The 12,859-nt window shown below is 73.8% G+C and carries 9 protein-coding genes; 2 read left to right on the plus strand and 7 right to left on the minus strand.

Going from position 1 to position 12,859, the window contains the following annotated elements; all coding sequences use genetic code 11:
- Nucleotides 1-27 precede the first annotated feature (27 nt).
- A complete protein-coding gene (locus EDD39_RS28860; RefSeq protein WP_123561690.1) occupies nt 28-1,077 on the minus strand; it encodes a nuclear transport factor 2 family protein in 1,050 nt (349 codons plus the stop codon).
- Nucleotides 1,078-1,220: 143 nt separating this feature from the next.
- Here EDD39_RS28860 and sigJ point away from each other — a divergent pair, with 143 nt between their 5' ends.
- Nucleotides 1,221-2,114 carry an RNA polymerase sigma factor SigJ gene (gene sigJ, locus EDD39_RS28865; RefSeq protein WP_244257338.1) on the plus strand — a complete coding sequence of 298 codons (894 nt, stop codon included), beginning with the start codon at nt 1,221-1,223 and terminating at the stop codon, nt 2,112-2,114.
- Between the two features lie 8 nt (nt 2,115-2,122).
- Here sigJ and EDD39_RS28870 read toward each other — a convergent pair whose 3' ends face one another.
- The 6 genes from EDD39_RS28870 to EDD39_RS28895 all read right to left on the minus strand — a co-directional run bounded on the left by EDD39_RS28870 (nt 2,123) and on the right by EDD39_RS28895 (nt 10,251).
- The gene (locus EDD39_RS28870; RefSeq protein ID WP_123561692.1) at nt 2,123-3,943 is read right to left on the minus strand and encodes an ABC transporter ATP-binding protein; all 1,821 of its coding nucleotides are present in this window, start codon (nt 3,941-3,943) and stop codon (nt 2,123-2,125) included.
- 246 nt (nt 3,944-4,189) lie between these two features.
- Nucleotides 4,190-5,785, minus strand: coding sequence for a glycerol-3-phosphate dehydrogenase/oxidase (locus EDD39_RS28875; RefSeq protein WP_123561694.1), 1,596 nt, complete (start codon nt 5,783-5,785; stop codon nt 4,190-4,192).
- Between the two features lie 158 nt (nt 5,786-5,943).
- Entirely contained in the window at nt 5,944-7,461 is a 1,518-nt protein-coding gene (glpK, locus tag EDD39_RS28880; protein WP_123561696.1) for a glycerol kinase GlpK, read from the minus strand.
- A gap of 61 nt (nt 7,462-7,522) precedes the next feature.
- Nucleotides 7,523-8,242: an MIP/aquaporin family protein gene (locus tag EDD39_RS28885; protein WP_244257339.1), complete on the minus strand. Its 720-nt coding sequence runs from the start codon at nt 8,240-8,242 to the stop codon at nt 7,523-7,525.
- A 314-nt stretch (nt 8,243-8,556) separates the two neighbouring features.
- Complete coding sequence (locus EDD39_RS28890) at nt 8,557-9,321, minus strand: IclR family transcriptional regulator (RefSeq protein ID WP_123563423.1); 765 nt, start codon at nt 9,319-9,321, stop codon at nt 8,557-8,559.
- 156 nt (nt 9,322-9,477) lie between these two features.
- Nucleotides 9,478-10,251: an SDR family NAD(P)-dependent oxidoreductase gene (locus tag EDD39_RS28895; RefSeq protein ID WP_030462158.1), complete on the minus strand. Its 774-nt coding sequence runs from the start codon at nt 10,249-10,251 to the stop codon at nt 9,478-9,480.
- A 497-nt stretch (nt 10,252-10,748) separates the two neighbouring features.
- On the opposite strand from EDD39_RS28895, the gene EDD39_RS28900 reads away from it, so the two are divergent.
- The gene (locus tag EDD39_RS28900) at nt 10,749-12,809 is read left to right on the plus strand and encodes a discoidin domain-containing protein (RefSeq protein ID WP_208765679.1); all 2,061 of its coding nucleotides are present in this window, start codon (nt 10,749-10,751) and stop codon (nt 12,807-12,809) included.
- Nucleotides 12,810-12,859 lie beyond the last annotated feature (50 nt).

Raw genomic sequence — 12,859 nt, forward strand, 5'->3', positions numbered from 1 at the left:
CGGGGCGCCCGGGCCGGCGGCCGCCGCTCAGTAGCCGACCGCCTCGCGCAGCAGCAGGACGGTGCCGCGGGTCGGCCGCGGCGGGGCGTTCAGCACCAGCAGCTGGTTGACGGCGCTGGGCTGCCCGTACGCGGCCTCGGTGCGGGCGCTCTCCAGCGGGAGGGCGTGCTGCTCGATCCGGCGCAGCGCGGCGGGCAGGTCGGGGACGAGCTTCTGGGCGCCGACCACCCAGATCGCGTGGGCCGCGCCGCCGCCGTTGGCGGGCAGTTGGCTGCCGGAGCCGGAGGCGAGCACCAGGGCGCCGGTCTCGACCACGGCGGCGACGCTGCCGAGCACGACGTCGGGGGTGGCGAGCAGGCGGCGCAGCTCGTCGGCCTCCCGGTCCCGGTCCATGGCGAGCAGCCGGGGCTTGAGCGCGCCGGGGCGGGCGTTGACGTCCTCCTCGATGCCGGAGCGCCGGAGCGTCTCGCTGGCGGTGGTGAGCACGCTCGCGCCGGCCGGGAGGAGTTCCCCGATCCGCTCGCGGGCGGCCGCGGCACCGTCCAGGAGTTCGACCGCGAAGCCGTGCCCGGACAGCGCGGCGGCGGCCCGCTGGAGCCGGTCCTCGGCGGCGGGGGCGGTGTGCCGCCCGGGGGCGGTGGCGCCGGGGGCGGCGCCGGTCAGCGGGGTGGTGTCGAGGTAGCGGATCTCGTAGACCCGTTCGGTGAACCGCCAGCCCTGGCCGGTGCGCCGGTAGCGGTCGTGGTAGATGGCGTAGTTGAGGCCCTGCAGGCCGTCGCGCAGCCGGACCACCTCGTGCATGTGGGCCCGGCCGGTGGCGGTGTCGCCGTCGATCCGGACCGCGCCGGGGTGGGTGTTCTGCACGAAGAACTCCCACTGCTCCTGGAGTTTCTCGCCGCCGGTGCGGATCTGCTCGGGCCCGGTCAGCTCGACCGGGACGTCGGGCATCCGCAGCACCCCGTCGGGGGTGAACAGGGCGGCCAGCCGGGCCCGGTCGCGCATCATCGCCGCGTCGGTGAACTCGGCTTGCAGGGCCAGGATCTCGACCCGGTCCGCGATCTGCCGGAAGGTGTCCATCGCTCTCTCCGTCCGTCCGTTTCCTTCTGCCGGTACGACGAAACGGCGGCCCGGAGTGTGAGGTGCGGGCCGGATGTCACGTTCCGGGGCGCTGTCCGGTCCTCCTGACGGAGCGGGACGGCCCGAGCAGGAGGAGCGGAGACGTGGAGGACACCGTGGAGGACCGGCGGGACGGGGCGCTGCGCGCGGTGGCGGCCGAGCGGCGGCGGCTGACCGACCTGGCGTACCGGCTGCTGGGCTCGCTGGCCGACGCCGAGGACGTGGTGCAGGAGGCGTACGCCCGCTGGTACGCGCTGCCGCCGCAGCGCCGGGCGGAGGTGGTGGCGCCCGGCGGGTGGCTGACCACGGTGGCGGGGCGGATCTGCCTGGACCTGCTGGGTTCGGCCCGGGTGCGCCGGGAGCGGTACGTGGGCGCGTGGCTGCCGGAGCCGCTGCCGGGGGACGGCGCGGCCGGGGACCCGGCGGAGCTGGTCACGCTGGACGAGTCGGTGCGGATGGCGTTCCTGGTGGTGCTGGAGTCGATGACCCCGGCGGAGCGGGTCGCCTTCGTGCTGCACGACGTGTTCCGGTACCCGTTCCCGGAGGTGGCGGCGGTGGTCGGCCGGTCGGCGGCGGCCTGCCGGCAGTTGGCGGCCTCGGGGCGGCGCCGGGTCCGGGCGGCCGGGCCGCCGGTCGAGCCGGCCGGGGAGCGGGCGCTGCTGGTGCGGGAGTTCAAGCGGGCCTGGGAGGCGAAGGACGTCCGTTCGCTGGTGCGGCTGCTGGACCCGGACGCCACCGTGGTGGCGGACGGCGGCGGGCTGGTGCAGGCCCGGCCGGAGCCGCTGTCGGGCGGCGGGTCGATCGCCCTGGCGGTGGCGGCGTTCGCCCGGGCGCAGCCGCGGATCGAGCTGCGGGAGTGCGCGGTGAACGGGGAGGCCGGGCTGGTGGCCCGGTTGGACGGGGCGGTGGTGGCGGTGTTCGCGTTCCGCACCGCGGGGGGCCGGATCACCCACGTGTGGGGGGTGCGCAACCCGGAGAAGCTGCGGCCCTGGGCCTGACCCCCCGCTCAGGCCGCGGCGGCCGGCACCGCGGCGGGCACCGGGGGCGCCTCGCGGCGGAGCAGCGCGGCGTAGCGGCCGTCGCGGGCCAGCAGTTCGTCGTGGGTGCCGAGTTCGGCGATCTCGCCGCGGTCGAGCACGGCGATCCGGTCGGCGTCGCGGACGGTGGAGAGCCGGTGCGCGATGGTGAGGGTGGTGCGGCCGGCGGCGAGGGTGTCCAGGGCCTGCTGGACGGCGTGCTCGGTCTGGTTGTCGAGGGCGCTGGTGGCCTCGTCGAGGATCAGGATCGGCGGGTTGCGCAGCACGGTGCGGGCGATCGCCAGGCGCTGCTTCTCCCCGCCGGAGAAGCGGTAGCCGCGTTCGCCGACCATGGTGTCGTAGCCGTCGGGGAGGGCGGCGATCATGTCGTGGATCTGGGCGGCCCGGGCGGCGGCGACGAGTTCGGCGTCGGTGGCGTCGGGCTTGGCGAAGCGCAGGTTGTCGGCGACCGAGGCGTGGAACAGGTAGGTCTCCTGGGAGACCATGCCGACCGCGCGGGCCAGCGTCTCGAAGGACAGTTCGCGCACGTCCACGCCGTCGATCAGGATCCGGCCGCCGGTGGTGTCGTACAGCCGCGGCACCAGGTAGGAGAGGGTGGACTTGCCGGAGCCGGTCTCGCCGACCACGGCGAGCGAGCCGCCGGCCGGGACGGTCAGGTCGATGCCGGTCAGGGTGGGGCGGTCCTGGTCGGGGCGGTAGTGGAACTCGACGTGTTCGAAGCGCACGTCGCCGCGGACCGCGTCGAGGTGGACGGGGTGCTCGGGTTCGGCGATCTCCACCGGCAGGTCGAGGTACTCGAAGATCCGCTGGAACAGGGCGAGCGAGGTCTGCACGTCCACGCCGGTGGACAGCAGGCTGACGGCGGGCCGGAACAGGCCCTGCTGGAGCGAGACGAAGGCGACCAGGGTGCCGAGCGAGACGATCGGCGCGCCGGCGGCGGAGGCCAGGCCGGCCGCCCAGTAGATCAGCGCGGGCATCGCGGCCATCACGATCCCGATGGTGGACATCCGCCAGCGCCCGGCCATGCTGGAGCGCACTTCCAGGTCGGCCAGTCCGTCCGAGCGGTCGGCGAACTCGCGGGTCAGCGAGTCGGAGCGGCCCATGGTGCGGCCGAGCAGGATGCCGCTGACCGACAGCGACTCCTGGACGGCGGAGGAGAGTTCGGCGAGCTGCCGCTGCCGTTCGCCGGTGATCTTCTTGCGTTCGCGGCCGACCCGGCGGCTGATCCAGACGAACACCGGGAGCAGCAGCAGCGAGACGACGGTCAGCCGCCAGTCGAGCGCGACCATCGCGGCCACGCTGGCGACCACCGCGGTCAGGTTGGACACCAGCGAGGTGGCGGTGCCGGTGACGGTGGCCTGCATGCCGCCGATGTCGTTGGCGATCCGGGACTGCACCTCGCCGGTGCGGGTGCGGGTGAAGAACGCCAGCGACATCCGCTGCAGGTGCCGGTAGACGGCGGTGCGCAGGTCGTGCATGACGCGCTGGCCGACGGTGGTGGAGATCAGCGTCTGCAGCACGTTCAGCACGCTGGTGACCACGGCGGCGGCGATCATGCCGAGCGCGAGCAGGCTGAGCAGCCCGGTGCGCCCCTGCGGTATCGCGGTGTCCAGGACGGCGCGCAGCAGGAACGGCGTCACCACCGACACCACGGCGGAGGCCGCGACCAGCAGCCCGACCACGCCGAGCCGGCCGGCGTAGGGCCGGAACAGGCGGAGGATCCGCCGTACCTGGGCGGGCTGGTTGGCCTCGCCCTTGGGCGGAGTCCAGTCGATCCGGTCCGGTCGCACGGGGGCCTCCTCGGGGTCGGCGGAGCTGGCGGGCCCGATCTTAGCGAGCCTTGCTCACCATTAGCAAACCTAAGCTTCTCCGCATTCCCGCCGCCGCCCTCAGCCTCCCCTGCCCCGCCCTCTCCCTGCCCTGCTTCCCCCTGCCCCGTCTTCCCCTGCCCCGCCTTCCCGCCACCGGCCGTGAGGCCCTGGCGGCCCGCCCGGGGAGTCCCCGCCGCTCCCCGGGAGGGCCGCCGGCCCGGGCCGCTACGCCTTGCCGCGTCCGGCCAGGAAGGCCGCCACCCGCTCGCGCACCTCCGGGGTGTCCAGGCCGCGCACCGTCATGGTGGTGCGGCGCCGCAGCACGTCGTCCACCGTGTACGCCCACTCGCTGTCGGCGGCGTAGGCGACCTGCGCCCACACGTCCGGGCCGTCGGGGTGCACCGGCTCGCCCAGCGCGGGGTCCTCGGCGATCAGGCGGGCCAGGTCGAAGGAGAGCGTGCCGTAGTGCGAGGCCAGGTGGCGGGCGATCAGCGGGTCCATCCGGGAGCCGGGCTCGCGGTCGATCAGCAGGCGGTGCGCGACGGCGTTGGGGGCGCCGATGCCGGGGAGCGGGACGGTCGGCGGGATCGGCGAGACGTCCTCGGCGAGGCCGACGCCCGGGGCGTGCTTGAGCTTCTCCAGCACGACCCGGCCGATGTGCCGGTAGGTCGTCCACTTGCCGCCCGCCACCGACAGCATGCCGCCGCGGCCCTCGGTGACGACGGTCTCGCGCTTGGCGGCGGCGGTGTCGCCGGGGCCGCCGGGCAGCACCCGCAGGCCGGCGAAGGAGTAGGTGATGTCCTCGCGCCGCAGGTGCTCGTCGCGGATGGCGTGCCCGGCCTCGGACAGGATCTGGTCGACGTCGGCCTCGGTGGCGCGGACGTCGAGCGGGTCGCCGGTGTACTCCTCGTCGGTGGTGCCGAGCAGGACGTGGTCCTCCCACGGGATGGCGAACGAGACCCGGTACTTGTCGATCGGGATGGTCAGCGCGGCCCGCCACGGGCTGCGGCGCTTGACCACCACGTGGGCGCCCTTGGAGAGCCGGATCGACGGCGCGGAGCCGGCGTCCTCCAGCTTGCGCAGGTGGTCGACCCACGGGCCGGTGGCGTTCAGCACCAGCCGGGCGTCCACGCCGAACTCGGCGCCGTCCAGGCGGTCCTTGAGCTCGGCGCCGGTGACCCGGCCGCGGGTGAAGCGCAGGCCGGTGACCTCGGCGTGGTTGAGCACCACGGCGCCGGCCTCGACGGCGGCGCGCACCGTCATGACGGCCATCCGGGCGTCGTTCATCTGGTGGTCGCCGTAGACGGCCACCGAGCGCAGGTTCTCGGTGCGCAGCGCCGGGACCTGCTGGGCGGCGTGCGCGGCGGTGGAGACCCGGCCCATGCCGTCGCGGAACGCGGACAGCGCGGAGTAGAGGAAGACGCCCGCGCCGAGCTTGGGGGCGGAGTGCGGGCCGCCCTTGTAGACGGGGACGAAGAAGGTCAGCGGGTTGACCAGGTGCGGGGCCACGTCGGTGGCCAGCGCCCGGCGCTCCTTGTGGTTCTCGGCGACGAGCTTGACGGCGCCGGTCTGCAGGTAGCGCAGGCCGCCGTGGACCAGCTTGGAGGAGGCGGAGGAGGTGGCGCCGGCGAAGTCCCCGGCGTCGACCATGGCGACCTTCAGTCCGGCCTGGGCGGCGGTCCACGCGGTGGCGGTGCCGAGGATGCCGCCGCCGATCACCAGCAGGTCGTAGGTGGCGCGGCCGAGCAGTTCGCGGGTGGCGGCGCGGGAGACGGTGTGTCCGGGGGTGCGCTCGGCACCGAGGGTCGGGATGGTTGCCATGGTGTGTGTACGGCGCCCTGGTCGGTGGCGCCGTGTCTCCTTCCGGTGTGCGGTGCGGCCCCTGCTGGAGGGCCGGGCGGGCCCGGTGCGGCGGGCCCGGGGGCGGAACGGGACCGGCCGGCCGGGCTGTCGTCGCCCGGCCGGCTGGTGGTGGTGCGTCAGCTGTTGTCCTCGTCCTCCTCGACCCAGCCCATGGTGCGTTCCACGGCCTTGAGCCACTTCTTGTACTCGGCGTCGCGGGTCTCGGCGGTCATCTTGGGTGTCCATTCGGCGGCGCGGTGCCAGTTGGCGCGCAGGGTGTCGAGGTCGTCCCAGAACCCGACGGCCAGACCGGCCGCGTAGGCGGCGCCCAGCGCGGTGGTCTCCGCGACGTAGGGGCGCTCCACGGGGGCGTCGAGGACGTCCGCGATGTTCTGCATCAGCAGGTTGTTGGACGTCATGCCGCCGTCCACCTTCAGCGCGGTCAACGTCACCCCGGAGTCCTTCTGCATCGCGTCCACCACCTCGCGGGTCTGCCACGCGGTGGCCTCCAGCACCGCCCGCGCCAGGTGCCCCTTGGTCACGTACCGGGTCAGCCCCGCGATCACACCGCGGGCGTCCGAACGCCAGTACGGGGCGAACAGGCCCGAGAACGCCGGCACGAAGTACGCCCCGCCGTTGTCCTCCACGGTGCCCGCCAGGGTCTCGATCTCCGCCGCGGTGGAGATGATGCCCAACTGGTCGCGCAGCCACTGCACCAGCGAACCCGTCACCGCGATCGAACCCTCCAGCGCGTAGACCGGCTTCCGCTCCCCGATCCGGTAGCCGACCGTCGTCAACAGCCCGTGGTACGAGTTGACGATCTTCTCGCCCGTGTTCAGCAGCAGGAACGTCCCCGTCCCGTACGTCGACTTCGCCTCCCCCTCGTCGAAGCACGTCTGCCCGAACAGCGCCGCCTGCTGGTCCCCCAGCGCCGAGGCCACCGGCACCCCCGCCAGATCACCCACCGCCTCGCCGTACACCTCCGCCGAGGACCGGATCTCCGGCAGCACCGCCAACGGCACCCCCATCGACTCCGCGATCTTCTCGTCCCACTGCAGTGTGTGCAGGTTCATCAGCATCGTCCGCGACGCGTTCGTCACATCCGTCACATGCCGACCGCCCTCCACACCCCCCGTCAGGTTCCAGATCACCCACGTGTCCATCGTCCCGAACAGGATGTCCCCCGCCTCGGCCCGCTCACGCAGCCCCTCGACGTTGTCCAGCAGCCAGCGGATCTTCGGCCCCGCGAAGTACGACGCCAACGGCAGACCCGTCTCCCGCCGGAACCGGTCCTGGCCCACATTGCGCCCCAACTCCCGGCACAGCCCCTCGGTCCGGGTGTCCTGCCACACCAGCGCGTTGTGCACCGGCACACCCGTGTGCCGGTCCCACAACACCGTCGTCTCACGCTGATTGGTGATCCCGACGGCCCGGATGTCCTCCCGGGACAACCCCGCCTTCTCCAACGCACCCCGCACCACCGACCGCACCCGGGTCCAGATCTCGGCGGCATCGTGCTCCACCCAACCCGGCTGCGGGAAGATCTGCGCGTGCTCCTGCTGGTCCACGGACACGATCCGGCCGTCCGCACCGAACACGATGCACCGGCTCGACGTGGTGCCCTGATCGATCGCGGCAATGTAATTGGCAGTCATACGGGGTTCCTCGGCTCTGGGTGAGGGATGCGGGTGGGGGCGCGCGGGGTGGGGCGCGGGGTCAGAACGCGACGTGGTAGAGGCCGCCGGCCAGCAGGCCGCCGATGACCGGGCCGGCCACCGGGATCCAGGCGTACGACCAGTCGGAGCCGCCCTTGTGCGGGATCGGCAGCAGGGAGTGGACGATGCGCGGGCCCAGGTCGCGGACGGGGTTGATGGCGTAGCCGGTCGGGCCGCCGAGCGAGAGGCCGATGCCGACCACAGTGAGGGCGACGATGAGGATGCCCGTGCCGGACAGGCCGAGGCCCTTGGTCAGGCCCTGGGTGAGGATGCCGAGGCAGAGCACCGTGGTGCCGATGATCTCGGTGAGCAGGTTCTGCAGCGGGTTCCGGATCTCCGGCCCGGTGGAGAAGATGCCGAGGGTCGGTTCCTCGTTGGCCTGGAACTGGCCGAGGTAGGTGAGCCACACCAGGACCGCGCCGATGATCGCGCCGAGCAGCTGGGAGGCGAGGTAGAGCGGGACCTTGCCCCACTCGCCGCTGTCCACGGCGATGGCCAGGGTGACCGCGGGGTTGAGGTGGGCCCCGGACTTCGGCGCCGACATGTAGGCGCCGATGAGCACCGCGAAGCCCCAGCCGAAGGTGATCGCCAGCCAACCGGCGTTCAGCGCCTTGGACTTCTTGAGGGTGACGGCGGCGCAGACGCCGCCGCCGAGCAGTACCAGTGCGGCGGTGCCGAGTGTTTCGCCGACGAAGATGTCGCCGTTGGAGAACGCGGACACGAAGACTCCCTTGTCCTGATGGCCCGGAGGAGGGGGGTGGGGGCAGGTGGACGGTCGATCGCCGTGCGGGTGAGAGCGCAGTGGAACCGGTTCGAACGTCCGCCGTTCGACAATGCCGACCGACATGCGGAAGCTTCTCCCCCTGGCGTTGCCCACGTCAAGGCAGGGTTACTCAGCTGTGACTCACCGGATGCCGCCCCGGCCGGAGAGCGGGCCGGAAGGCGGGCCCGGGCGCGGCCCGGAAAGCGAAGGGGCGCGGGCGGGCGAGATCGCCCACCCGCGCCCCGGCGCGTGCGGAAGGCCGAACGGGAGGATCAGAAGCGGCCGGCCCCCAGGTCACGGGAGATCGCCCGGGCCGCGCTGCGCACCGAGGCCACCAGCGAGGGCCTGGGGAAACCGTCCTGGCAGACCGTCTCCACGGCCCCCGACACGCACACCGCGCCCACCGGGTTGCGCCGCCGGTCCTGGATCAGCGCCGCCACCGACGCCACCCCCTCCCAGGTCTCCTCCACCGCGTCCGCCCACCCCCGCTCGCGGATCAGCGCGCACTCCGCGTCCACCTCCGCGGCCCCCGTCAACGTCCGCGCCGTGTACGCCTCGAACGGGCCCTCGCCCAACTCGCCCCGCGCCACCGGGTCGTACGCCAGCAGCACCTTCCCCAGCGCGGTGGCGTGCAGCGGCTGCATCGACCCCACCTCCAGCACCTGCCGCGAGTCGTCCGGCCGGAACACGTGGTGCACCACCAGCACCCCCCGCTGGTGCAGCACGCCCAGGTACACCGTCTCCCCCGCCGCCCGCGCCAGGTCGTCCGCCCACACCAGCGCCCGCGCCCGCAACTCGTGCACGTCCAGGTACGACTGCCCCAGCCGCAGCAGTTCCGCGCCCAGCTGGTACTTCCCGCTCTCCGCGTCCTGCTCGACGAAGCCCTCGGCCTGCAGCGTCCGCAGGATCCCGTGCGCCGTCCCCTTCGCCAACCCCAGCGAGGTCGACACCTCCGACAACCCCAACCGGCGCTCCCCGCCCGCCAGCAGACGCAGGATCGCCGCCGCCCGCGACAGCGACTGGATCGGGCCGGGCATCGGCAACCTCCGCAACTGGTGGTCGATATTGTCGACCGTGACGCTTACGCCACCACTCTGCCACACCGGCGTTCCCCGACCGGCACCCTCCGGCGCCCTCCCGGCCCCGGGCGGAGGGTGCCGGAGGGCGGCGCTCCGGGTGCGGCCGGGCGGGGGTCAGGGCTTGCGGTAGTCGCGGCCCGCCGTGTTGGAGATCTTGCCGAGGCCGCCGGGGGGCAGCAGGCGGGCGGCGGTGACGGCGGCCCGGTAGCGCTTGCTGGGGACGCAGAGCGGGCGGTTGCGGGCGAGGTCGCGCAGCGAGTCGTCGACGACCCGGTCGGCGGTGAGCCAGCCCCAGCCGGGGATGGAGGAGGTGCCCATGCCGGCCCGCTGGTGGAACTCGGTGCGGGTGAAGCCGGGGCACAGCGCCTGCAGTCGCACGCCGCTGCCGGCCAGGTCGCGGGCGATGCCGAGGGTGAAGTTGACCACCCAGGCCTTGGTCGCGCCGTAGGTGCCGCGCGGCAGGAACGCGGCCACCGAGGCGACGTTGACGACGCCGCCGAAGCCGCGCTCGCGCATCCCGGGGACGGCGGCGGTGGTGAGCCGCAGCACGGCCTCGATGTGCACCTTGAGCATGTCGAGCTCGTCCTGCACGGGGACGTCCAGGTAGGTGCCGCGGTGGCCGAACCCGGCGTTGTTGATCAGCAGGTCGACGGGGCGGTCGCCGTCGCGCAGCCGCTGCTCGACGGCCTCGATGCCGGCCTCGGTGGCGAGGTCGGCGGCCAGCGTCTCGACCCGGACGCCGTGGCGGGCGGTGAGTTCGGCGGCGGAGGCGGCGAGGCGTTCGGTGTCGCGGGCGACCAGCACCAGGTCGCGGCCGTCGCGGGCCAGGCGGTTGGCGTAGGCGGCGCCGATGCCGGCGGTGGCGCCGGTGATGAGAGCGGTGGTCATGGCCCCGACCGTACCGGTCGGTAGACGGGTGCCGCACCGACCGGCCGGAGGGTGGACCGCTTCGGCCCTTCGGGCGACCCGCGGGGCGTCGGCGGCGCGCCCCGCACCGGCGTTCGTCCGATCACCCTACGGTTTCGGGCAGCGCCGCCGTCCCACGCGGCGCCCTTCCCTCCCAGGAGAACTGATGTCCGTTCGGCTCCACGCCCGCTCCATAGAAGTCGCACCGCCGGCCCGCACCCGCCGCCCCGCGCGGCACTGACGGACCGGCACCGCCTCCGCACCTCCGGGCCCGCCCCTCCCACGGGGCCGGGCCCGACGCGCGTCCGGGGCCCGGACGTTGACGACCCGTCGACGTGTCGCCGCTCCGGCCGCCGCTACTGACCGGTCAGTAAATCCGGTCCGATGCCTTGACGCCCCGTCAGGCGCTCGGGATTCTCGGGGGACCGCACCCGGAGCACCGCTCCCCGCCGCCGCCTCCCCCGAGCCGAGAGGTGACCATGACCGGGAACCACCGCGCCAGGAACGTCCTCGCCCGCCTGCTGCCGCTGCTGCTGCTCGCCGCCGCCCTCGCCGCCGGCGCCGTGCCCGGCCCCACCGCCCGGGCCGCCGACGGGTGGTGGAACCCCACCGCCCGGCCGGTGCCGGACTCGCAGATCGACGTGACCGGGGAGCCGCTGCACGGCACGGCTCCTGACGGCAGCGTCCGCGGCTTCGTCGACGCGCACAACCACCTGATGTCCGCCGAGGGCTTCGGCGGCCGGGTGATCTGCGGCTCCGCCTTCTCCGAGCAGGGCGTCGCGGACGCCCTCAAGGACTGCCCGGAGCACTACCCGGACGGTTCGCTCGCCCTGTTCGAGAACGTCACCGGCGGCGCCGACGGCCACCACGACCCGGTCGGCTGGCCGACCTTCGCCGACTGGCCCGCCCACGACTCGCTCAGCCACCAGCAGGACTACTACGCCTGGCTGGAGCGGGCCTGGCGCGGCGGCGAGCGCGTCCTGGTCAACGACCTGGTGACCAACGGGCTGCTCTGCTCGATCTACCCGTACAAGGACCGCCCCTGCGACGAGATGGAAGCCATCCGCACCGAGGCGAAGAAGTCCTACGAACTCCAGGACTACGTGGACCGGATGTACGGCGGCCCCGGCAAGGGCTGGTTCCGCATCGTCACCGACTCCGACCAGGCCCGCCGGGTGGTCGCCCAGGGCAAGCTGGCGGTGGTGCTCGGCGTGGAGACCTCCGAGCCGTTCGGCTGCAAGCAGGTGCTGGACGTGCCGCAGTGCGACCGGGCGGCGATCGACCGCGGCCTGGACGAGCTGTACGCGCTGGGCGTGCGCAGCATGTTCCTGTGCCACAAGTTCGACAACGCGCTGTGCGGGGTGCGCTTCGACGAGGGCACCACCGGGGTGGCCGTCAACGCCGGGCAGTTCCTGTCCACCGGCACCTTCTGGGCCACCGAGCCGTGCACCGGCCCGCAGCACGACAACCCGATCGGCCTGCCCACCGCGCAGGCCGAGGCGCTGCTGCCGGCCGGGGTGAGCCTGCCGACCTACGCGGCGGCCGCGCAGTGCAACACCCGCGGCCTGACCGACCTGGGCGCGTACGCGATCGACGGCATGGTCAAGCGGCACATGATGCTGGAAGTCGACCACATGAGCGTCAAGGCGGCCCGCAGCGCCTTCGAGATCCTGGAGTCCAAGGGCTACCCGGGGGTGCTGTCCAGCCACAGCTGGATGGACCTGGACTGGACCGAACGCCTGTACAGGCTGGGCGGGTTCGCGGCGCAGTACCCGCACGACGCGAACGCCTTCGTGGCCGAGGCGAACCGCACCGAGGCGCTGCGCGACCGGTACGGCGTGGGCTACGGCTACGGCAGCGACCTGAACGGCGTCGGCGGCTGGCCGGGGCCGGTCGGCGCCGGTGCGCCCAACGCCGTGACGTACCCGTTCCGTTCGGCGGACGGCGGCTCGCTGCTGGACCGGCAGGTCACCGGCAGCCGGACCTGGGACGTCAACACCGACGGCCTGGCGCACGCCGGGCTGCTGCCGGACTGGATCGAGCAGATCCGGCTCTCCGGCGGGCAGGGCGTGGTGGACGACCTGATGAAGGGCGCGCAGTCCTACCTGACCACCTGGCGGGCCACCGAAGTGCACGACGCGGGGCGGGAGTTGGCGACGGGGGCGGCCGCCTCGGCGAGCTCCTCGGAGTGGAACCCGTTCGTCTCGTACCAGCCGGGCCGGGCAGTGGACGGCGACCGGGCCACCCGCTGGGCCAGCGACTGGAGCGACGACCAGTGGTTCGCCGTCGACCTGGGCACGGCCCGGGTGGTGGACCGGGTGACCCTGGACTGGGAGCGGGCCTACGCCCGGTCGTACCGGATCGAGGTGTCCACGAACGGCACCGACTGGCGCACCGTGTGGTCGACCTCGGCCGGTGACGGCGGGCTGGACACCGCCGCGTTCACCCCGACCTCGGCCCGCTACGTCCGCTTCCACGGCACCGCCCGGGCCACCCAGTGGGGCTACTCGCTGAACGAGGTGTCGGTGCACGGCGCCTGACCGGGGGACGCCGCGGGGCCCGGCGACTGCCGGGCCCCGCGGCGTTCCCG

The organism is Kitasatospora cineracea (genome assembly GCF_003751605.1).
In the GTDB taxonomy this organism is placed as follows: Bacteria; Actinomycetota; Actinomycetes; order Streptomycetales; family Streptomycetaceae; genus Kitasatospora; species Kitasatospora cineracea.

What these genes read in the sequence shown, in the direction of transcription:
- EDD39_RS28860 (WP_123561690.1), bottom strand. Translation starts at nt 1,077, where the DNA reads ATGGACACCTTCCGGCAGATCGCGGACCGGGTCGAGATCCTGGCCCTG.
- EDD39_RS28875 (WP_123561694.1), bottom strand. Translation starts at nt 5,785, where the DNA reads ATGGCAACCATCCCGACCCTCGGTGCCGAGCGCACCCCCGGACACACC.
- glpK (WP_123561696.1), bottom strand. Translation starts at nt 7,461, where the DNA reads ATGACTGCCAATTACATTGCCGCGATCGATCAGGGCACCACGTCGAGC.
- EDD39_RS28890 (WP_123563423.1), bottom strand. Translation starts at nt 9,321, where the DNA reads ATGCCCGGCCCGATCCAGTCGCTGTCGCGGGCGGCGGCGATCCTGCGT.
- EDD39_RS28895 (WP_030462158.1), bottom strand. Translation starts at nt 10,251, where the DNA reads ATGACCACCGCTCTCATCACCGGCGCCACCGCCGGCATCGGCGCCGCC.
- EDD39_RS28900 (WP_208765679.1), top strand. Translation starts at nt 10,749, where the DNA reads ATGACCGGGAACCACCGCGCCAGGAACGTCCTCGCCCGCCTGCTGCCG.